Genomic DNA, 18,713 nt, shown 5'->3' on the forward strand with positions numbered 1-18,713 from the left:
CATGGCGAAGGAACCTATCAAACCAACTGATCAGCAAGCGGACAAAACCCGCGAAGAAGAAATGGCCGAGTGGAACGAGTCGCAATCGAACTCGATGCTAAAGGCTGGTTCTGGTGGAAAGCGCAGCGGCGTTCTTATGATTGGCGCAGCAGTTGTGGCGTGTGGTTTCGTTTACTGGCTCAAGCATGACAGTGGTGAACCAGCTGCCCCAGCAAAAAACGATGAGATTGTCGCTGCTGAGCGCCGGAAGGTCCAAGACCCTACTCCCAAGCGCGAAGCGGCGAAGGTAAAGCCAGTTAGCAACGATGGGGAGCCGGGCGCCCCAGCTGACACACCCCGTTCAACAGCTGAGCGTCAGACCAACCAAGAGGGTTTGAGCGAAGCTGAAAAGCAGCGGCAAGCGTTGGAATTTCAAGAAGAAGTTGCGCGCAAAAAGATGCTCGCTGCGCGTCAACGCTCGGCGATCTTTGCAACTGCAAAGGACGATGGTTTTGCGCAAGGTCGTGACGATCAAGATCCAGCTCAACCACCAGCCGGTGGGTCGTTGCTGGGCGGTAACTCGGGTAATTCCGGGCGCGTCTCCCGCAATGCAAACGAGAATTTCGCATCGTCGACTTACTCCACCGGCGTGCCGGTGGCGAAAGCTCGGGCTCTGGAGAATTTGCAGTACAAGGTTCTGCAGGGCGCTGCAATCGAGGCGACTTTGCAGCCCCGTGCGCAGAGTCAATTGCCAGGTCAGATTTGCGTAACCACTGCACAGGACGTTTATGCAGCGGAGGGTCGCCGCGTAATGATCCCTTGGGGGTCTTCGGTATGCGGAAGCTACAACGCCAGTCTTTCACCTGGTCAAGAGCGCCTGTTCACCGTTTGGAACTGGTTGCGTATGCCCAAGTTGCCGGGGCGTCGTGCAATGGAAATTGCTTTGGATAGCGCTGGCTCTGATCAGCTGGGCTCCGCTGGCCAGGGTGGTGTCGTTGATAACCACTGGGCGCAGATCTTCGGTGTTGCTGCTGCTGTCTCGATCATCGGCGCGGGTGCCTCCAACTCCGGCGTTTCCTCTGGTGATCAAGAAAACTCGGCCTCTCAGTACCGTACTGAAGTGCAACAGGCTGCTGCTGAGTCCTCGCAAACCATTCTTAGCCGGTACGCAAACATTCAACCAACAGTCACCGTTCCTCATGGCTCACGCGTGGTGATCTACCTGCAGCGTGATTTGGACTTCACCGAACAGTTCGCCGAGGAAGCCAAAGAGGCTGACAACGGCGGCGTGAAATTCATTAACTGAGGTTTTTCCATGTCTGAGATTGCTTCGTTCCGCCAAAAGCTGCGCAGTTTTGATTTCCTGCTCGATGACCCAGCGGTATCCGAGATCGCTATTAATGGTCCAGGCAACGTATGGGCCGCGTATCGCGGTAGCCGGTTCATGCGCCCAGTCGTTGTGGATGGCGTCACCCTTCCGCTGATCAAGTCGCTGGCCGAGTTGATTGCGGCGCATACAGAGCAAGAGGTCAACGCTTATGCGCCGATCCTGTCCGGTCGCATCCCTATGGACATGAGCGACCACGTAGCGGACTCGGAACGTGGCGACTATCGGGTCCAGTGCGTGCTTGCGCCTGCCGTTGAGCAACATATCGGCGGCATCGTCTGTATTCGTAAACCTGGCCGCGTTCAGCTGACGATGGACCAATACATCGCTTCGGGAGCGTTTGACCAGATCAACGAGGCACGCACGCCAGATCAGTACAGCGATGATCACCTGGTCGAGTTGTACCGCGCCAAGCGCTGGTCGGAATTTTTCATTGGGTGCGTCAAGGCCCACAAAAACATCATGATTTCGGCAGGGACAAACGCGGGCAAAAGCACCTTCCTCAACATGCTGTTGCAGCATGTAGACCCTAATGAGCGGATCGTCACAATCGAAGATACCCGCGAGATCCGTCTCAAAAGCGAGAACGTGGTTCATTTGATCTATTCCCGTGGTGGCCAAGGCAAAGCGCGGGTCACGCCGTTTGATCACCTTGAGTCGATTCTTCGTCTTACGCCTGACCGCGCAATCATGGGCGAGCTTCGCGGTGCTGAGGCTTACCCCTATCTTGAATTGCTGAACACCGGCCATAGCGGTTCATTCAGCACTATCCACTCGGACAGCCCCGACCTGATGTTTGACCGGCTTGCGTCGATGGCATCGCGTGGCGGCTCTGACATGACCAAAAACCAACTTGTGGAATTCTCACGTCACCTGATCGACGTAGTGATCCAGTGGGAATACGGCTTTGATGGCCGTCGTTTCATCACGGAGGTGCAATATGCAAAAGCTGCCTAAATTCGCGCTGGCCATCCTTGCATCGGCCTGCCTTGTCGGCCACGTTGCCGCAGAAGAAACCCAGCAACAACGCTTTTCAGATTTGGCCGCTAAGTGCGCGCCAAACGTCCATGCGTCGACGCTAAAAGCCTTGATCGGTAATGAGTCGTCATTCAACCCATATGCCATTGGTGTGGTTGGTACTCGCCTTGAGCGTCAGCCCAAGTCCCTGAGTGAAGCAATTGCCACAGCGGAGAAATTGGAACGTGACGGCCATCGCTACGCGATGGGCCTGGGCCAATTGTTGATGACCAACATGCGAGCCCGGGGCCTGAGCTATCAGGATGTGTTCGAACCGTGCCGTAACCTGCAGGCCATCAGCAAGTTGTTCACTGAGTATTACACCCAAGCGCTCAAAACAAGTGCTACTGAACAAGAAGCTCTTTTGAAAGCGACTTCCATGTATTACAGCGGTAACGAGCGGCTTGGCTTCGATGCTGATAGCCCTGGTGGAATGTCCTACGTCGAAAGGGTGGTCGACCGTGCAAGTAAACCAACGGCTGATGATCCGATTGTGCCCGCGTTCGACGTACAGGAAGCCACGCAAGCCATTCCTGTAATCGCTAGCACCAAGTCACCCTCTAAAGCGCGCAAGCGCGCTCAGGGAGCCTCTGAGCAGCCTGCAGGGCCGTGGTTGACCTTCACGGATGGAAACGGTCAGGCGATAGCACAGGCACAGCCTCAAGCGCAGCAGAAGTCGCAGATTCAGGTCCAGTTGGATACCGGTGATGCGCCCGATGAGAAACGGAAGTTCACAGCCTTCGACGCTCCGACAGCTAATGCTGAGCCAGCGGCAGTGCCCGTGCAGCAGGAACAAACGGCCCCTTCATTCGTACAGATAATCAACTGATTTCTCGCATGCGAGAAAAGGAGATCCTAATGCGCAAAAAATTCTTAGCTCTCTTGGCGACTTTGGCATTTGCCGGTGTTGCCCAAGCAGGCGCGCAACCCCCTACTGACTTTTCGTATGGGCAAAACAGTGATGAGGATGCTTGCGGGGCAACTCTCTGTCTGCTTGGCATGTCCCGCGACGGTGATTGCGACAAATATCTCAAGCGCTATTTCAGCATCGTGAAATTCAAACACGGCAACTTCAGTCCTTCACGCACTGCCGCTGCTCGCGGTGATTTCGTGGCGCAATGTGTTGATGATCAGGCTGGGGCCAAACAAGCAAACGATAAGTGGGGAGGCTCGCGCTATGGTTTCTAAGTTGCACGCCGTCCGCATTTTTGCCTTCTCCTCGTTCTTAGGCTTGGTGTCTCCAATTGCCTGGGCGGACCAGTCAACGGACGCCCAGCCTTCAGCGGCGGCGGTCGATGTTGACGGTGCACGTCGCATCGAGGTGGGGTTTTCTCCGGAAGGATCTGCCCGCGACCTGGTACTGCGAACCATCGATTCAGCCTCCAGCTCGATCAGGCTCTCGGCCTACGTGTTTACCAGTCCTGATGTAGCGAAAGCATTGATCACAGCGAAACAGCGCGGGGTCGATGTGGCGGTGGTTGCTGATTACCAGGGCAACCTGCAGGGCAACGGCTCGCGGGCGGGGAAACACGCGCTGTCACTCCTGGTACGTGCTGGCATACCGACGCGCACGATCAGCACTTACGCAATTCACCATGACAAGTTCATCGTTGTGGATGGCAAAGCGGTAGAAACCGGAAGCTTCAACTACTCCGCTGCCGCCGCCAAAAGCAACAGCGAGAACGCATTGGTGGTTTGGAATGATGCCGATCTCGCCGAGCAATACCTGAACCACTGGCAAAGCCGGTGGGATCAGGGCAAAGCTTTCAAACCACAGTATTGAGCGAGGGTCTACCAATGGACAAAGACGAAAACCCAATGGACAAGGATCGAACGCAACAGGGTGAACGTGGTGCTTATCAGCTGACTGGAGGCAAGCGACCTGGTGAGAACGTGGCGGAGCATGTGAACGCTTCGCCACGGAATGCCGAAGACTGGGCAACCGATCACAAGCGCAGTAGTGAGCCCTCCTTCGAACTGTTTCAAAAGTACGGTCCAGCTATTCAGCCTGACATTGGCAGGGCCTACGAGGGCCCAATCGTTCACCGCGACTCCCAGTCGTTTTATCAAGCATCGCGGGTCAATGGTTACGATGTTTTGATTGAACACAAGCGCACGTCGCTCAACAGCGTGCAAGCCAACGTGTTCACCAGTGACAGGTCAGTGAGCATTCGTTATGTGTCTGAAAGCGTCGGCATAGCGAAGCCTGCCATGGAGCTGGATGGGCAAAGATCACCGGAACACCTGCCGAAAGGCGCCGCTGGAATAGGGCGGGTTTAAACCGCGTTCAATAGCTGCAGATCTAAGACAGATAAGAGGATTAGGACATGGCCAAAGAAGACGTTACTCAGACCACCTACACCATCAATCAGGAAGGCAAAGAGCGTCAGGTATTCACTGACGCAAAGGCCGCTGGAGAAGCGTGGTTCAAGGCTGACTTGAGCAATAAACCGATGATCCTGGTACAGGAGCCCGGTGATCGTGCGAAAATGTACGCTGGCACCGGTGTGCATGAAGGTAAGCCATACAAGGATTTGCCGTTTGATAATGCACCTGGTGCAGCTGATTTCAAGGCGTCGTTCAAAGGCGCTCTTGAGCTGAGCAAAAAGGAGCATGCCGGTGCTGCAGCTGGTAAGCCTGCAGAACCAGAACTTGCCAATTCAAAACCGAAGGATATGCCTGCGTACGAGCGCGCTGTCGCTGGCAAAACCTACGAAGGCAAGGTGGTTGGGTTCAAGGAGAACCAAGTCATACAGCAGATCGTGAACGGTGATCGCGTCACGCACATTGCGCATGATCGCTCCGCGCTGAGCAGTGCAAAGTCCGGCCTTGTCCACCCTGGCAAAGACTTGTCCATTCGTTACCCTTTCGCCGGTGTGGGCATCGTCAAAGATCGTCAGCTGCAGCATGAACAAAAGGTGCCTTCGCACCAGCCCAAGGGACTTGGCGGAATGGGCCGAGATTGAACCTAGGTAGATTTTAAGAAAAGGGGGCTTTGCCCCCTTTTTGCTGCCTTCGATAAATGCGATTCCGCGCCATGCTGTCAGAACGTAGCGCGGTCAAGTGGAATGGCGGGGGCCCCGCCGAAGGTGGGTCCCGCCTCCGCAGGACCGCCGCAGGCGTATTCTGCTTGACGGTGCGCAGTGACCCCCAGTCTGCGCCGGGGTGTGTGGGGTAGCTTCACCACCCCGCGCACCTGAGGCCTGGGCGACCCCAGCGAGTTGACAAGGGCAGCGCCCTTGGTGTTGCTTTGTTCTGCCGTCCAGGGGGCACCCCTGGCTGCCAGCGGCGATCCTAGCTCTGCTCGGCAATCACCTTGTTTCGGAATTCGATAGCGCGACTGATGGAAACGCCGGACAATGATTCGTAACCCAGCCACGGACCGACATAGTTTTTTAGCTGTGCCGTGGTTGGCTGCTTCGGTAATGGATCAGCAGGCGCACGCCCCAACGCTTCGCGCCAGTTACGAACCGTTGTTCTTGAAACGCCTGCAAGATCTGCCACGTCCTGGTCATGCACTATGCCCAAGAGCGGCTTGTAGCGACGTAACGGATGGTTGACCGGGAAACGCTTCGGCTTTGGGAGTGGGGGCGGTCCCGGCTTGGCCTTGACCCCTAAAGATTTGCGGTATTGATCAACGCTGTAGGCAGAAACCCCGCAAAGGCGCGCTACAGTTCGAGTTGATTCTATGCCCAACAAATGCCGGTAGGGCTCGATGGCCATTCTTACATTCCAAGCTTCGATATCGAATAGCTGACGCCGGTAACGAATTACGTTTTTTGTCGTACCGACAAGCTGAGCCAAGTCCTCGTCTCTCATGGTCCCCAGCTTGCAGTCATACCACCTGGCCTGGCCTATATTCTTCCAATCAGCCATAAAATCCTGTCATCTAAATGCGAAAGGTTCCGGCAATACCGGAACCCCATATTCTCATCACAATTCAAAAAATCATCTACACGCCTGATTTACCTGCGCTCGGTCCGTCCAGAGCGGAACGCTGTTTGCGTTCCAGCGCCTTACCGTCCAACACCGTGCGCGGCTTGATGGACTCGTTACGCTGACGCTCTCGCGCCTGCTGCAATGACAGGGCTGTAGTTTTGTCGTATCGGTTTGCAATGGCGGCAGGCAATCCGGCTATTGAGTCGGTATAGATGCGCGCTTCGTGTCTTGCCCGGCTGATGGCCACGTACCAAAGGTTTTGTGAGGTTGTCCGGCTTTTCGTGTTGATGGAGATCATCACTCGATCATTTGTAAGACCTTGGGCGCTGTGGACGGTAGCGGAATAGGCGTGCTCTAGATGCAATGGTCGGTTAGTTGGAAGGGCCACTACTCGTTCTGGCGTGCCGTCTTTCTCTTTGAGGGATGCCAGCTCGATGACGCCATTGGCGTTCCCAACAACCCGCATTCGGTCGCCGTTGGTGAGATCCAGTTTCTGATCATTACGGGTGATCCGCACCAGATCGCCAACGGAAAATTCAGGTTTCTCAAGGTTGTACACGCTGAGCTTGGTCAGCTTCCGAGGATTAAACTCGACGCGGTTCCCGTTCTTGTCTTTTACCACCAGCACGTTTCCGGGCAGGGCCTGGTCAACGGTATACAGCTCCCCTCGGGACAAGCCAGTTCTTATGTAATCCTTCTCGGGCTGTACGATCATTCCCTTTTTGTAGCTTGGAGCGTACCGTCGTTCGGCTTGTGTGGTGTCGACGCGGTTGAGCGTCGGCAGCTCTTTCCCGTTGCCTACGAGGCCAAGCGACTCCCTTGTCATTGCGTTGATCTGTTTGCGGTCCTTGTTCGTACCGGCGACGATCAATACTTCTTTGCGTTCTTCCGGCGTCAACGACATGTAGTCACGAACGATGGCTTGGTGCCGTTGGCCAGGCTCCCGGAATTCTTCAACATGATTGACATGCTCAAGTGACTTTCCCGGGTTGCCATCAGCCGCATGCTGAACAGCAATTTTTAGTTCCTGGTTCTTCTGTCGCTGAATTTCCTTGATCCGCGCAGTTTGCATACCGTTCTGCTGCAACTGGGCGAATGGTTTGCCAGCCTCGATAGCTTCCGTTTGTTTGGTGTCGCCCAGCTGGACCAGTCGGGCGCCGGACTGCTCGATGATTCGCATCAGATGCTCCATCTGGCGTGCGCCGACTACACCTGCCTCATCGAGTACGACGATTGTCCGCTCGTCCAGCTTCTTGTCTTTGGTATGGAAAAAGCTGGCGAGTGTGTGAGCGTCCAACCCTTCGTTTTTCAGTGCGGTTACTTGGTTGCCGTAGGGTGCCAAAGCAACGACACGGAAAACCGCATCGGTCGTTGTAGTCCGCTCGGTCATGGCGTTGTTGACTGACTCGATCAGCTTAACAGCGCGATCAACTGAGTAAGTTTTGCCGGTTCCTGCGTCGCCCTGGATGCCAACAAATCGGTTGCTCGTACTGACGATCACTTCCACGGCCTGGTACTGGCCTGCAGATAGTGTTGAGCCCTCAAGTGCTTTTGCTACCTGCTCCTTGCTCAACAGCGGCGCGACTAGGCCACGTCCGCTGCGCTCGATAGCGAGGATCGCCTTTTCTCGTTTCAACGCCCGTTGAGTGGTGTACCGTTTTTCAGCTTCAACCAAAGAGCCACGGGTGATCGCCATCTTGACGTACTGCTGGGCTTCCTTGTCAGTCCAGCCCTTTTGTTCTTTCAGCAATGCGCGCCACCCAGCAGGTGACAGCGCCGTCCCATCCTTACCTGTGGCCATCGTGTAGGTTGGTGGAGATTCGATAAGCGTTCCCTGTTTCACCAGACGCTTGATTTCATCGTCGACTTCGGATGGCGATGCCAAGCCAACAGCGCGCCGTAGCGCAGCTGTGCGCAGATCAGACTCGCCGACAACCTGCTCACGTTCGGTCAAGTGGTTTATGGCGTATTGCACCACTGCTTGGCCAGCGGTGATGCCTTCCGGCAGGTTGTGTTCTGCATGGATGCTCTCTGAGCGCCTACCGTACTCGCGGTTATCAAGCTGACTGCGGCCGCCGAACTCGATACCTAGATCTCGCGCCTTGATGACCCAGTATTCTTTGACCAAATGACGGTCGCGCTCGTCTTTGCGTGGCCTGGTGGCCATCGCAATAATTTGTTTCTCCAAGGCCGTGGCGTTGCTTCGTGTTTTCCCGTCCTTGGCCAACGCTTCCTCGATCACCTTGGACCGGCTCGAAAACGCCTCGATCTGGTCCCTCGAAATATGGGCCAGCTCGAAATTCCCGTCTTTGTCCAACACCCGAATTTCATAGCCCAGCTCGCGCAGCTCCTTGGCCAGCTCGCCCTTGTACATGGCGTCGATCTGCGGTTGGATCTTGAAAATATCGTCGTTGTGTATTGCTCGCCATTTACCGTCTGCACGCCGTGTCGCGTTCATGACTACGTGTAACGACCTGCAAACGAAAACGTTCCGACCTGCAATCAGCGCCGTTTTCGACCAGGATTAACTGCGACTGTCCGGCCCGGCAAACCAGCGTTAGCTGCGAATGAACCTGCATTGTTCCGCACCAACCTGCATTCCATCGTCGCCAACCAGCATTAACTGCAAGTGAGAGGATCTTGTGGGTAGGGATCACAGGTTTCCGCACAGACTTAATGCCATGTTTGCCAACGAGCGGATTCCCCCGGAATTTTTGTCACATTATGATCCTTACTAACCCTTTACATGTCTTAGACTAGGTGACGGGTTAAGTGACAATTTTTGACGGTCAGAGCTTTCCGACTCAAACTGTCACTTAATCGAACGTATATGTGACAGGTGAAGAGATGTTGATCGGCTATATGCGAGTGTCAAAAGCGGACGGATCCCAATCCACCGATCTGCAGCGCGATGCACTGATCGGCGCCGGGGTGAGTCCTTCACATCTCTACGAGGATCTGGCTTCAGGCCGACGCGATGATCGACCGGGGTTGGCTGCTTGCCTGAAGGCCCTCCGTGAAGGCGACACGCTGCTCGTGTGGAAGCTCGATCGGCTCGGCCGCGATCTACGCCATCTGATCAACACCGTGCACGCCCTGACTGCGCGTAGCGTGGGATTGAAAGTCCTGACCGGTCACGGTGCGGCGGTCGACACGACGACTGCCGCGGGCAAGCTTGTATTCGGTATTTTTGCTGCGCTGGCCGAGTTCGAGCGGGAGTTGATTTCCGAGCGCACGATGGCAGGATTGGCATCGGCACGAGCACGCGGCAGGAACGGCGGGCGGCCGTTCAAGATGACCGCAGCGAAACTGCGATTGGCCATGGCGTCGATGGGGCAGCCGGAAACCGTGGTTGGCGGTCTGTGTGAGGAACTCGGCGTCACTCGACAGACATTGTACCGGCACGTCTCGCCACAGGGCGAGTTGCGTCCAGATGGCCTGAAGTTGCTTTCACGGGGCTGATCTTGACCTGGAGGCGAATGGCTCACTACGGCCCAGAGTGTATAAAAACGCCTCCGCGAACCCTTGCTATGATTTCTGAGGATTTCATCGCAGGGATCGCCCATGAAGCGCTTTATTCAAGGTGAACACCGTGGTCAAAGCACCTTGCTTGCCGATTGGGTGCCAAATACCACCTTGTGGACAGCTTTCACCGGTGTTTGCTGTGGTTCCTGCTGGCAGTGCCATGGTGTTTCTCCAAATGAACAGCCGCGATTGGCTGCTCATTCGATATGGTGGCTTTTTGCCAAATATCCAGAGCAAAGGTCACGGAAAATGCTACAGCCCTACTCGATGGGCGTGATCGCCACCAGCTCGACGTACCGGTACTTGGCTTGCTTGGCCAGTGTCCTGGCTTGCTGCTCGGCGTCGAAGCGGCTCAAGGTATCGGCCTCATGGGTCAACAGCGTGGTTTCGCCTTCAAACTCTTGGCTGACACACAACGTGACCCGCAGCTTGGGCGTGCGCGCTTTCGCCTTGGCCGGGGGGCGCGGTTTTGGCGTGGCGGCCACCGCCGTTGGCTGAGGCGAGGGTGAAGGGGAAAGAGGCGCGACATCCAGGCCCAGCGCTTGACGCATGTCATCCTCGGTCAATCCGCTGCTCATGGTCAGCACTCCATCGGTGAAAAAGCGCGTTTATATGGCAAGCGCACAGGAGCTGCAAGCCGCAGACACGGAAGCATATTGTCTGTCCCCTAAATCAAAGTCGTAGGGCTCCGCCCTACCACGGGCAACGGTCGCGCCCGCCGAGTCACACCTCAGAGCAAGGCGGGGTCATCCCTTCATGTGATAAAGACGGGTCGTGCTTGCGCTGCGTCAACGAGTCCTCTAGTAGCTGCATCGCTTCGGCCAGCGCTGCGTGTTGGTAGCGCAATTCTGCTAGAAATGATCTGTTCGGCTTCAAATGGGGAAAGTAACGCGCCAGGCCAGGCCGGTATGATTCCATCATGCACTTTACGGCCAAATGAAGGTCTTCCTTAGTCACACCAGACGCGACCGCCAATGTCCCTTGGATCTCAGCCGACGATGCCGTTTCCATCCAGAACAGCAGGTCGAGGTAATTTTTCAGCTCTCGTTCTTTGCGTTCGTCCATGCTGATAATCCTCAAATGTCCATTTCGTCTGGCGTGTTTACATCGTCTAACGAGCGGCACTGTTCCGCTTTGCACAACAACCCGGAACCGGTCGGTATGATCGAGGCAGCAGCTACGTAGAGTTCGCGGCTGAATACCATTTCCGGAAGACTCAATTTACCTAAATTGAGAATGTCCTGTAGTTTAATTATTTAGCCTAAATTCTTTTTGACCAATAGATTAAAAAATCTATTATTTAAATTCACTAAGCGAAACCACCTAATTATTAATGCGTTCAAAAATTTTTTCAATTTTTTCTTTTAATACTTGCGCAGTAAAGGGCTTGATTACGTAACCGTTCACTCCAGCTTGGGCGGCTTTGATGATCTGTTCACGTTTAGCTTCGGCGGTCACTATTAAAACCGGAAGGTGTTTTATACGATCGTCAGCACGCACATAACTCAAAAGATCGATACCGGACATACCAGGCATATTCCAGTCAGTGATTAGAAAATCGAAACTGCCGTTTTTCAGCATCGGTAGCGCAGTCGTTCCGTCATCTGCTTCATACGTGTTAGTGAATCCAAGATCACGCAACAGGTTTTTTATGATCCGTCGCATCGTTGAAAAGTCATCAACGATGAGGATTTTCATGTTTTTATTCAATGTAACCTCTAAATAATTTTCACTATTTACATCAATTGAACGCACTTTTCAACTTAAATCACAAAACGCACGGCTGTCTCGCCGCATTGGCGATGTTAACAATCGCTCATCAAAAAACTTCAAGTGCCCGCACGGACTCACCGGTAATGGCCAAGCATCTATTTTATGCGCTATATATTTGAATGCCAGGGAGCACTGAGAACGAGGAAAAGCATCGTATACAGCACGTTGTTTTCTCACAGCCTTGCGCATGCATTCATCATAAGGCACGGCACCAACATATTGTAAGATTACATCAAGAAAAAGATTCGTAGCACGGATCAACCTAGCAAAAAGGTTGACCCCTTCTTGGGGGCTTTGTGTCATGTTGACGAGTATGCGGAAACGATTGATGCCGTAAGAATGACTGAGTATTTTAATCAGCGCATAGGTGTTGGTAAGTGACGTTGGCTCGTCACATACGACCATCAACACTTCGCGGGATGCACGAATACAACTGATAACTGAACCACCTATACCGGAGGCCGTGTCGATGACCAGCACCTCGAGCTTCTCGTCGACATCACCAAAGGCTTGAATTATTCCGGCGTGCTGAGCAGACGTTAGATGACTCATGCTTTGGCAGCCCGAAGCTGCAGGAGCGATGCTGATTCCGCGAGGCCCTCGCAGAAGCACATCCTGCAGTTCGCACTGGCCCTTGATTACGTTGGCAAGGTTTTTTTTGGGGGCTAATCCGAGTAAAACATCTACATTTGCCAGACCGAGATCAGCATCAAGCAGCATGACTTTTCGGCCACGCTCAGCCAATGCCAGGGACAGGTTTATTGCTACATTGGTCTTACCGACACCACCTTTGCCACCTGTCACAGCAATGACCTGCACTGGATGCATGCGGTTCATTTCTCTTACCTCTTAGTCACTTAGGGTTGTGACCTTCTTCTGTCTTCGACATTTAATATAAGGCGGTTTTTCTGCCCTGATTGTGGTGAAGCACGATTTTATGTTTTGCTAATTTAAGCTGATCAAACTGATTGTAAAATCCCGTCGATTTGCGCCTTAGTCCCTGTATTTTCTTCAAGCTATCCCGGATAACAAAACTGACGCATTAATGATAATCGTTTATTTTTTAAGTATCGTTTTAATTGTCAATTTCCTGGTGTTATCCAGCCTCTCACATTGTAATCTTCGTGCAGCTTACTAACTATTTTTGCGGCTTCTGATTTGCTTTTGTAAGGTCCAACGACAATAAAATCGTTTTCCAATCGAATTGTTGGTAAGTGCATTATCTTAATCGCTGCAGCAGATTTTTTACGGGTTAACGCGCTAGATAGCGTAATTTCTATCACCCAAATGGCGGCGATTTCGGTTAAGCGATTTTTATTCTTTGAATGCTTTATTAATGCGCTGCATTGAAAGCATAACTGATACGATAGCGGCGTTAAAACCGGTCTGAGAGAGCAGAGATGAAACGGTTTTTCCGATACATTGCTAGCCGATTTTTTTCTGCGAAAAAACATCACTAGCAATCCCGCCAACCCTATAAATCCTCCTGCTACCAGCAGGTACCGTAACCAAACAGTCATGGAATTTATATCTCGAAAGTCAGCGTTATCTGATGTATTTTCTAAATCCGTAAATTTAGATGAGGTGAGAGTTCCTAGATTGCTTTGTAGATCGCCAAATTTCTGGCTTAGCAGTGTTCTTAAAGAGGCATCTTCAGCATGGTTAATTTCTAATGTACTGCTTGAATGTCCATGATTTTTCTCAGAGCACCACACAATAGTATTTTTTGTAAAAAATACCGCTACGAGTACTAATGCTTGTATGATCAATCCAAGAATAATAATTTTTGAGTTTAGATTCCACATAAAAACCCCCTATAGAACTCTGAAGTAGAGCAGTCTATCCAGGTCCATAGCAGGGCCTCTTCATCGAACGATGGCCCCACGGAAAACGGCATTTTTTCAAGATTCACATCAATTTTTTTCAACGACCAGCGCCTTTAAGAGAAGTTTTCCGTCTCACAGGCGCACCTCTCCTGCGATCAAAAACTGATTTTGAGCCATCCATAGGGCTTGATAGAGCAAACATCGTGGTCAGTTTCGTGGTGCTCTAACCAACCCTCTGCAAAGTTCCTTTGCCCTCGGATAATGCGACTCGATCAACGCAATCAAGCCATGGCCCAACCCGATCCATTTCAATCAGGAAACGTTCGCGGCGGGTCTGCTTACGCTTGCCAGCGTACTCGACGTCGGAAAGGACATCTGCTTCATAGGTTCCACAGTTCGATTCGGAGGACATGCTATATCACCAGGTACAGCGGGCTTTTCAGGCCCCCCCAAGAAGTGGCATTTTAGCATCAAACTGGGGGGGGGCGTAATATTGGCGTCAATATAAAGACAAGTTTCTGATGAAAGACCGACATCATCGAGGGCTTCTATCGCTATCCAGCGGCGCCTCTCTAGGGATGGTCTGAAATAGCCATGTGTGCTTTTGGGGTCATGCCGAGATAAGGGAAAATTCACTCATTTGGTCTGCAACTACTTGTTGGGATTGAAAATTCCTGAGACAACGCGATTTGCGTGCGCGGCTTGTCCGAGGTGGCCCTCCATTCAGGAGGACTTGAGGAGGATTGCACGGAACAACCGTTTGCGAAGCAAATGTCCTAATTTTTGCCTTAACTCGGCACGCCCCCTTCAACGCCTTGGTCGAGGAGCCCGACTTTGAGTGGGCATTCATCGACGGTACCTATCGCCAGTAGCGAAGGGGATTTGACCTGTCAGTTAAAGGTGTCTGGTCGTGACGAGCTAAGTCTTTTAGCTCAGGACTTCAATACGTTTACCGGAAAAGTGCGCCACTTGATCGGGGAGATGCTCGGCTCTGCCCAATCACTGGGGCTGGCGGCAGCGTATCTGCGAGATAACGCCGGTGTGGCCCAGCAGCAAAGTGCTCAGCAGTCGCAACAGATGGAGCACCGTTGTCCAGAGAATGCAGCTAGCTCGCTATTGGCTCTGGCGAGCGGTGGGCCTTACCAGAGCGCTAAGGTGTAGCCCAGAATCAGGCGATTCTCGTCAATATCCGTTGTGAGGCCATTACCAGATCTAAAAGTCACGTTACGCCAGCGTAGGTTCAGCCCCTTTAGGCTACCACTCTGCACGACGTAGGCGAGGTCAGTATCGCGTTCCCACTCCTCGCCGCTGCGAGTCGTCGCTGTCCTGACATTACGGCCGTCGACGTAGCGGGTCATGAAAGTTAGTCCGGGAATACCTTGGGCGACGAAGTCGTAGTCATACCGTAGTTGCCAGGAGTCCTCCTCGGCTCGAGTGAAGTCGTTTAGGGTCACCAGGTTGACCACGTAGGCCGCTCCGCCGTTGAGGAAGGGGAAGGCACTATCGCCGGATAAGGATTGCCAGGCCGCGCTGACCTTATGGGCGCCGTGGCTGAGACTGAATATGCCGTTGAGATTTTGGTTGTCGATCTCACCCGCGCGCTGTCTTCCATCGCCGCTGCTGTCGAAGTAACGGATATCGCTGCGCAGGCTGAAACCACCGGGCAGCGATTGGCTATGCACCAGACCGATGTAATGCTGACGGTAAATCTGATCGAGTTGACCATAATAGTAGCTGATGGCGAGCTGCGGACTGATTGCGTAGCTGCCCCCGGCAAAGTCGAAGTGATCGCTGCTGGCAGCGCCGTAACCGATGTCGTCATTGCTCGACGAGTCGCGCAGATTGGTGCGGGTCAAGCGGCCGCCGTCGACAGTCAGACCCTCCACGTCCAGGGAAGTAAACATGCCGCCCTGGAAAGTCGAGGGGAGCAAGCGGGTGTCGTTGTAGATGGCAATCGGCAGCAATGGCTGCAAGGTGCCCAGACGCAGCACGCTCTTGGAGACGCGTAGCTTAGCAGTCAAGCCCAGCGTGCTGAACTCGTCGGCCGGTTCGTGGCTGTCGGGGCCATATGGCAGCAGACCGGTTCCCCGCCGGTCAGGGCTGGAGTCGAGCTTGACCCCCAATTTCCCGAGGGCATCGAGGCCAAATCCGAGCGCGCCATCAGTGTAGCCAGACTCGACCCGCGCCGTGAAGCCCTGGGCCCATTCAGCGGCCATGGCCTGCCGTGCATTGTCCTGACGGAAATCGCGGTTGAGGTAGAAGTTGCGCATTTCAATCCGGGCCTTGCTATCATCGATGAAGCCGGCCGCCATGGCCGCAGAAGCCATAAACAGATAGGGGGCGGCGAACAAGCACGCGAGTGGGCGCGATCCAATCAATTGGATGTGGTTCATTGTTTTTATTCTCGACATGATTTTTTAAGAAGGGGCAATGCTTAGTGCGGGCGGCCCCGGCTGCACCGATTACAGTCATTGAGCTTATGAACTGCGCGAGTAGTGGACACGCGACAGTTCGGCATCGAAGGGCCTTACGATTAATGCAGACTAACGATGGCGACTCACTGTCTTCAGCCCCTTCGAGGTGCGCACAAGATCAGCTTCCACCACCGGTATAGTCGATGGCCTTCGCCTACAGGCCTTGAGTGGCCGCACGGCTGCGGGGCACGGCGGCATTCGCCGGTTGCACCGCTGGTTCCACTGAGCCTCCATCATCGACGACCTCAAGATGTACCTTGTGCGTACGATCGGTCAGGAAAAAGGCCGCTACCAAGCCAAGGACCACGGCAAACATCACGTAGAACACCGGTGCAATGGGAAGGCCAGTCGTGTGAATCAGCCAGGTCACGATGAACTGGGCAAAACCACCGAAAACCATCACCGCAAGGTTGTATGCGAGCGCGAGACCAGTGGAGCGCACGCCGGCGGGGAATTGCTCCGCCACCGCAGCGGAGAACGGTCCGAAAAACACGGCGAGCAGCGTGCACAACACCACCTGCATAGTCATGAGTCGACCGAACGACGGTGCTGCATGTACCCAACTGAACAATGGATACAAGACGACGAGGAGTCCGGCCGTCGCGGCAATGATCAACATCCTCCGACCAACGCGGTCGGACAGAGCCCCGAATACCGGCATCAGGAGCGTCAGTAGCGCGACGGCAATAACCTGAGCGGTAAAGGCTTCGGTCAGCGGCAAATTTAATTGCTGATTTGCAAAGGTCGGCATGTAGACAAGAATCACGTAGAAGCTAACGGTGCCGCACACGGTGAGCGCCATAACGGTAATCACCTCGCGCATATGATTACGCAGCATACGAACGAGCGACTGTTTTTCCTTCGGCGCTTGACGAGCTTCTAGGAAGGCATTGGTTTCCGACAGATGACGGCGTATCCACAAACCGACCGGGCCGATGATGAGACCGATAATGAAGGGAATGCGCCAGCCCCAGGCGTCAAGCGCCTCCGGCGATAATCCACGCGTAACCAGTGCGGTAATCGCGGCACCACAGAACACCGCTAAGCCCTGGCCGAACATCTGCCAAGAACCATAGAGTCCGCGGCGATTGGGCGGTGCACTCTCGATCAGGAAGGAAGTGGCACTTGCGAACTCTCCACCGGTAGCGAACCCCTGCAGCAACCGCGCGAACACGATGAGAAGTGGCGCGGCGACACCGATCGCAGCGTACGGCGGGGCAAATGCGATCAGCGCGATGGCCACTGTCATCATGCCGATGATCAGCTGCAGTGCGGCCTTGCGCCCCCTGCGGTCGGCGTAGATACCGAGTAGAACGCCGCCGACTGGACGCATGAAAAAGCCGACACCGAATGTCGCCGTTGTCATGAGTAACGAGCTGTATTCGCTTTCGGCGGGAAAGAACAGCCGCGAAATAACCACTGCGAGAAAGCCAAAGACGATGAAGTCGTACCATTCCAGCGCGTTACCGATAACGGCCGCAACAATCTGGCGCTTGGGGGGCGCTGCGTTTTGTTTGCTCATGCTGCCATCTCCACAATAGACATTGTTTGTTGTTATAAATGTGAGTGATGAAAACGATTTATTCGCTGAAGAACCGCTCACCAAGCGCCACCCAGAAGGCCGCGCCAGGTGCCAAACAGGCATCATTGAAGTCGTAATGAGGGTTGTGCACACTGCAAGGGCCGAGGTGCTCGCCAGCGCCGAAACCGTTGTCGCCGTTGCCAATGAGCAGGTAACAACCCGGGACCTGCTGCAAGATGAAGGCAAAATCTTCGCTACCGCTCAAAGGCGGGGAGTCATCCACTACCCGCGCCTCGCCTACCAGTTCGCGCGCGACCTCGACCGCGAGGCGAGTTTCATGCACGCTGTTCACCAGGACCGGATAACCGCGCTCGTAATGCACTTCGCTAGCAACGCCGAAGGCTGCAGCCTGCCCTTCGACCAGCCCCCGGATGCGCGCTTCGAGAAGATCACGTACTTCGGGCCGCAGGGCACGCACGCTCAGTTCGATCTCGGCCATTTCCGGGATCACGTTGTAGGTATTACCCGCGACGATACGCCCCACGCTGATGACCGCAGCGTCGATCGGATCGACGTTGCGACCAACGATGGTCTGCAAAGCGAGTACTGTCGTTGCGGCGGGCAGCATCGGATCAACGGCCAAGTGCGGCAGTGCACCGTGCCCACCCTTACCGTTGAAGCGGATCAGCACCCTATCGGACGAGGCCATGAAGGACCCCGAGCGAAAGCAGAAATGGCCTGTCGGGACTCCTGGGTAATTGTGCATTGCGAAGACCGCATCGCAAGGAAAGCGTTCTAGCAGCCCCTCGTCGAGCATACGCCGCGCCCCGCCACCACCGCCCAGCTCTTCGGCCGGCTGAAAAATCAGATTCAACGTACCTCTGCCCGTCAGGCGTCCCTCTCGGTGCATGCGCCCGAACACTTCCGCGGCTCCTAGTAGCATCGCGGTGTGTCCGTCGTGACCACATGCATGCATTTGACCCTGCGTGCGGCTCGCCCAGGGCAGGCCGGTCAGTTCCTGAATCGGCAGCGCGTCCATATCAGCGCGGAGACCAAGCCTCGGCCCGCCCTCGCCCCAGCGCAAGGTGCCTACTACACCGGTAGTCGCGATTCCGGAATGCACCTCGTAGCCCCACTGCGCCAGGCAGTCAGACACCAGCCGGCTTGTCGCGAACTCGCTGAAGCCGAGTTCAGGATGCTGATGGATCGTATGCCGCCATGACTTCATCGCGGCTTCGTTAGGGGGAAACAAATCGAATGTATTCATGCGC

18 protein-coding genes and 2 pseudogenes are annotated in these 18,713 nt (G+C 54.4%); 9 read left to right on the plus strand and 11 right to left on the minus strand.

The genetic code is table 11. The annotated features are described in order from the left end of the window. Window position 1 precedes the first annotated feature (1 nt). The 7 genes from HK44_RS28575 to HK44_RS28605 are packed head-to-tail and all read left to right on the plus strand — an operon-like array spanning window position 2 to window position 5,349. Window positions 2–1,285, plus strand: a complete 1,284-nt coding sequence (locus HK44_RS28575; protein ID WP_011117458.1) for a TrbI/VirB10 family protein — start codon at window positions 2–4, stop codon at window positions 1,283–1,285. A 9-nt stretch (window positions 1,286–1,294) separates the two neighbouring features. Continuing rightward, on the plus strand, window positions 1,295–2,323 hold the full coding sequence (virB11, locus tag HK44_RS28580; protein ID WP_011117457.1) for a P-type DNA transfer ATPase VirB11: 1,029 nt from the start codon (window positions 1,295–1,297) through the stop codon (window positions 2,321–2,323). Continuing rightward, a complete protein-coding gene (locus tag HK44_RS28585; protein ID WP_011117456.1) occupies window positions 2,307–3,212 on the plus strand; it encodes a lytic transglycosylase domain-containing protein in 906 nt (301 codons plus the stop codon). The genes virB11 and HK44_RS28585 overlap by 17 nt, the downstream gene beginning before the upstream one ends. Before the next feature lie 29 nt (window positions 3,213–3,241). Further along, complete coding sequence (locus tag HK44_RS28590; protein WP_011117455.1) at window positions 3,242–3,571, plus strand: TrbM/KikA/MpfK family conjugal transfer protein; 330 nt, start codon at window positions 3,242–3,244, stop codon at window positions 3,569–3,571. Further along, complete coding sequence (locus HK44_RS28595; protein WP_011117454.1) at window positions 3,561–4,166, plus strand: phospholipase D family protein; 606 nt, start codon at window positions 3,561–3,563, stop codon at window positions 4,164–4,166. Before HK44_RS28590 ends, HK44_RS28595 begins: the two co-directional genes overlap by 11 nt. Window positions 4,167–4,180: 14 nt before the next feature. Further along, window positions 4,181–4,663 (plus strand): KfrB domain-containing protein, encoded by a 483-nt coding sequence (locus tag HK44_RS28600; protein ID WP_011117453.1) that lies wholly within the window; start codon window positions 4,181–4,183, stop codon window positions 4,661–4,663. Between the two features lie 47 nt (window positions 4,664–4,710). After that, window positions 4,711–5,349 (plus strand): KfrB domain-containing protein, encoded by a 639-nt coding sequence (locus HK44_RS28605; RefSeq protein ID WP_011117452.1) that lies wholly within the window; start codon window positions 4,711–4,713, stop codon window positions 5,347–5,349. A 328-nt stretch (window positions 5,350–5,677) separates the two neighbouring features. Here the strand turns inward: HK44_RS28605 and HK44_RS28610 are convergent, their stop codons facing one another. Together HK44_RS28610 and mobF are read right to left on the minus strand one after the other, a co-directional pair. Continuing rightward, on the minus strand, window positions 5,678–6,259 hold the full coding sequence (locus tag HK44_RS28610; protein WP_011117451.1) for a hypothetical protein: 582 nt from the start codon (window positions 6,257–6,259) through the stop codon (window positions 5,678–5,680). A gap of 76 nt (window positions 6,260–6,335) precedes the next feature. After that, window positions 6,336–8,786, minus strand: a pseudogene (gene mobF / locus HK44_RS28615) (MobF family relaxase); the annotation flags it as partial. Window positions 8,787–9,169: 383 nt separating this feature from the next. On the opposite strand from mobF, the gene HK44_RS28620 reads away from it, so the two are divergent. After that, the gene (locus HK44_RS28620) at window positions 9,170–9,784 is read left to right on the plus strand and encodes a recombinase family protein (protein ID WP_019694558.1); all 615 of its coding nucleotides are present in this window, start codon (window positions 9,170–9,172) and stop codon (window positions 9,782–9,784) included. Window positions 9,785–10,107: 323 nt separating this feature from the next. Here the strand turns inward: HK44_RS28620 and HK44_RS28625 are convergent, their stop codons facing one another. The 6 genes and pseudogenes from HK44_RS28625 to HK44_RS30800 all read right to left on the minus strand — a co-directional run. Beyond that, a complete protein-coding gene (locus HK44_RS28625) occupies window positions 10,108–10,425 on the minus strand; it encodes a hypothetical protein (RefSeq protein ID WP_019694557.1) in 318 nt (105 codons plus the stop codon). A 145-nt stretch (window positions 10,426–10,570) separates the two neighbouring features. Then, the gene (locus tag HK44_RS28630) at window positions 10,571–10,912 is read right to left on the minus strand and encodes a hypothetical protein (protein WP_019694556.1); all 342 of its coding nucleotides are present in this window, start codon (window positions 10,910–10,912) and stop codon (window positions 10,571–10,573) included. 258 nt (window positions 10,913–11,170) lie between these two features. Beyond that, complete coding sequence (locus HK44_RS28635) at window positions 11,171–11,545, minus strand: chemotaxis response regulator CheY (RefSeq protein ID WP_019694555.1); 375 nt, start codon at window positions 11,543–11,545, stop codon at window positions 11,171–11,173. A gap of 60 nt (window positions 11,546–11,605) precedes the next feature. Continuing rightward, a complete protein-coding gene (locus tag HK44_RS28640) occupies window positions 11,606–12,457 on the minus strand; it encodes a MinD/ParA family protein (protein ID WP_019694554.1) in 852 nt (283 codons plus the stop codon). A gap of 245 nt (window positions 12,458–12,702) precedes the next feature. Next, the gene (locus tag HK44_RS28645; protein WP_141651782.1) at window positions 12,703–13,425 is read right to left on the minus strand and encodes an SPOR domain-containing protein; all 723 of its coding nucleotides are present in this window, start codon (window positions 13,423–13,425) and stop codon (window positions 12,703–12,705) included. 267 nt (window positions 13,426–13,692) lie between these two features. Beyond that, window positions 13,693–13,830: pseudogene (locus HK44_RS30800) on the minus strand (IS5/IS1182 family transposase); the annotation flags it as partial. Between the two features lie 516 nt (window positions 13,831–14,346). Between HK44_RS30800 and HK44_RS30805 the strand changes: the two are divergent. Beyond that, the gene (locus HK44_RS30805) at window positions 14,347–14,607 is read left to right on the plus strand and encodes a hypothetical protein (protein WP_431357354.1); all 261 of its coding nucleotides are present in this window, start codon (window positions 14,347–14,349) and stop codon (window positions 14,605–14,607) included. Here the strand turns inward: HK44_RS30805 and HK44_RS28655 are convergent. The 3 genes from HK44_RS28655 to HK44_RS28665 form a co-directional block, all read right to left on the minus strand. Beyond that, window positions 14,586–15,773 carry an OprD family porin gene (locus HK44_RS28655; RefSeq protein WP_431357355.1) on the minus strand — a complete coding sequence of 396 codons (1,188 nt, stop codon included), beginning with the start codon at window positions 15,771–15,773 and terminating at the stop codon, window positions 14,586–14,588. The two genes, HK44_RS30805 and HK44_RS28655, sit on opposite strands and share 22 nt — an antisense overlap. A gap of 301 nt (window positions 15,774–16,074) precedes the next feature. Continuing rightward, complete coding sequence (locus tag HK44_RS28660; protein WP_019694552.1) at window positions 16,075–17,442, minus strand: citrate-proton symporter; 1,368 nt, start codon at window positions 17,440–17,442, stop codon at window positions 16,075–16,077. A gap of 58 nt (window positions 17,443–17,500) precedes the next feature. Then, the gene (locus HK44_RS28665; protein ID WP_031319771.1) at window positions 17,501–18,709 is read right to left on the minus strand and encodes a M20 aminoacylase family protein; all 1,209 of its coding nucleotides are present in this window, start codon (window positions 18,707–18,709) and stop codon (window positions 17,501–17,503) included. Between the last annotated feature and the right edge of the window lie 4 nt (window positions 18,710–18,713).

Source organism: Pseudomonas fluorescens HK44 (genome assembly GCF_000217955.3).
GTDB classification, from domain to species: domain Bacteria; phylum Pseudomonadota; class Gammaproteobacteria; order Pseudomonadales; family Pseudomonadaceae; genus Aquipseudomonas; species Aquipseudomonas fluorescens_AQ.

Excerpts from the sequence above, each read along its gene's own strand:
- HK44_RS28575 (WP_011117458.1), top strand. The coding sequence starts at position 2 with ATGGCGAAGGAACCTATCAAACCAACTGATCAGCAAGCGGACAAAACC.
- virB11 (WP_011117457.1), top strand. The coding sequence starts at position 1,295 with ATGTCTGAGATTGCTTCGTTCCGCCAAAAGCTGCGCAGTTTTGATTTC.
- HK44_RS28585 (WP_011117456.1), top strand. The coding sequence starts at position 2,307 with ATGCAAAAGCTGCCTAAATTCGCGCTGGCCATCCTTGCATCGGCCTGC.
- HK44_RS28590 (WP_011117455.1), top strand. The coding sequence starts at position 3,242 with ATGCGCAAAAAATTCTTAGCTCTCTTGGCGACTTTGGCATTTGCCGGT.
- HK44_RS28595 (WP_011117454.1), top strand. The coding sequence starts at position 3,561 with ATGGTTTCTAAGTTGCACGCCGTCCGCATTTTTGCCTTCTCCTCGTTC.
- HK44_RS28600 (WP_011117453.1), top strand. The coding sequence starts at position 4,181 with ATGGACAAAGACGAAAACCCAATGGACAAGGATCGAACGCAACAGGGT.
- HK44_RS28605 (WP_011117452.1), top strand. The coding sequence starts at position 4,711 with ATGGCCAAAGAAGACGTTACTCAGACCACCTACACCATCAATCAGGAA.
- HK44_RS28610 (WP_011117451.1), bottom strand. The coding sequence starts at position 6,259 with ATGGCTGATTGGAAGAATATAGGCCAGGCCAGGTGGTATGACTGCAAG.
- HK44_RS28620 (WP_019694558.1), top strand. The coding sequence starts at position 9,170 with ATGTTGATCGGCTATATGCGAGTGTCAAAAGCGGACGGATCCCAATCC.
- HK44_RS28625 (WP_019694557.1), bottom strand. The coding sequence starts at position 10,425 with ATGAGCAGCGGATTGACCGAGGATGACATGCGTCAAGCGCTGGGCCTG.
- HK44_RS28630 (WP_019694556.1), bottom strand. The coding sequence starts at position 10,912 with ATGGACGAACGCAAAGAACGAGAGCTGAAAAATTACCTCGACCTGCTG.
- HK44_RS28635 (WP_019694555.1), bottom strand. The coding sequence starts at position 11,545 with ATGAAAATCCTCATCGTTGATGACTTTTCAACGATGCGACGGATCATA.
- HK44_RS28640 (WP_019694554.1), bottom strand. The coding sequence starts at position 12,457 with ATGAACCGCATGCATCCAGTGCAGGTCATTGCTGTGACAGGTGGCAAA.
- HK44_RS28645 (WP_141651782.1), bottom strand. The coding sequence starts at position 13,425 with ATGTGGAATCTAAACTCAAAAATTATTATTCTTGGATTGATCATACAA.
- HK44_RS28655 (WP_431357355.1), bottom strand. The coding sequence starts at position 15,773 with ATGGCTTCTGCGGCCATGGCGGCCGGCTTCATCGATGATAGCAAGGCC.
- HK44_RS28660 (WP_019694552.1), bottom strand. The coding sequence starts at position 17,442 with ATGAGCAAACAAAACGCAGCGCCCCCCAAGCGCCAGATTGTTGCGGCC.
- HK44_RS28665 (WP_031319771.1), bottom strand. The coding sequence starts at position 18,709 with ATGAATACATTCGATTTGTTTCCCCCTAACGAAGCCGCGATGAAGTCA.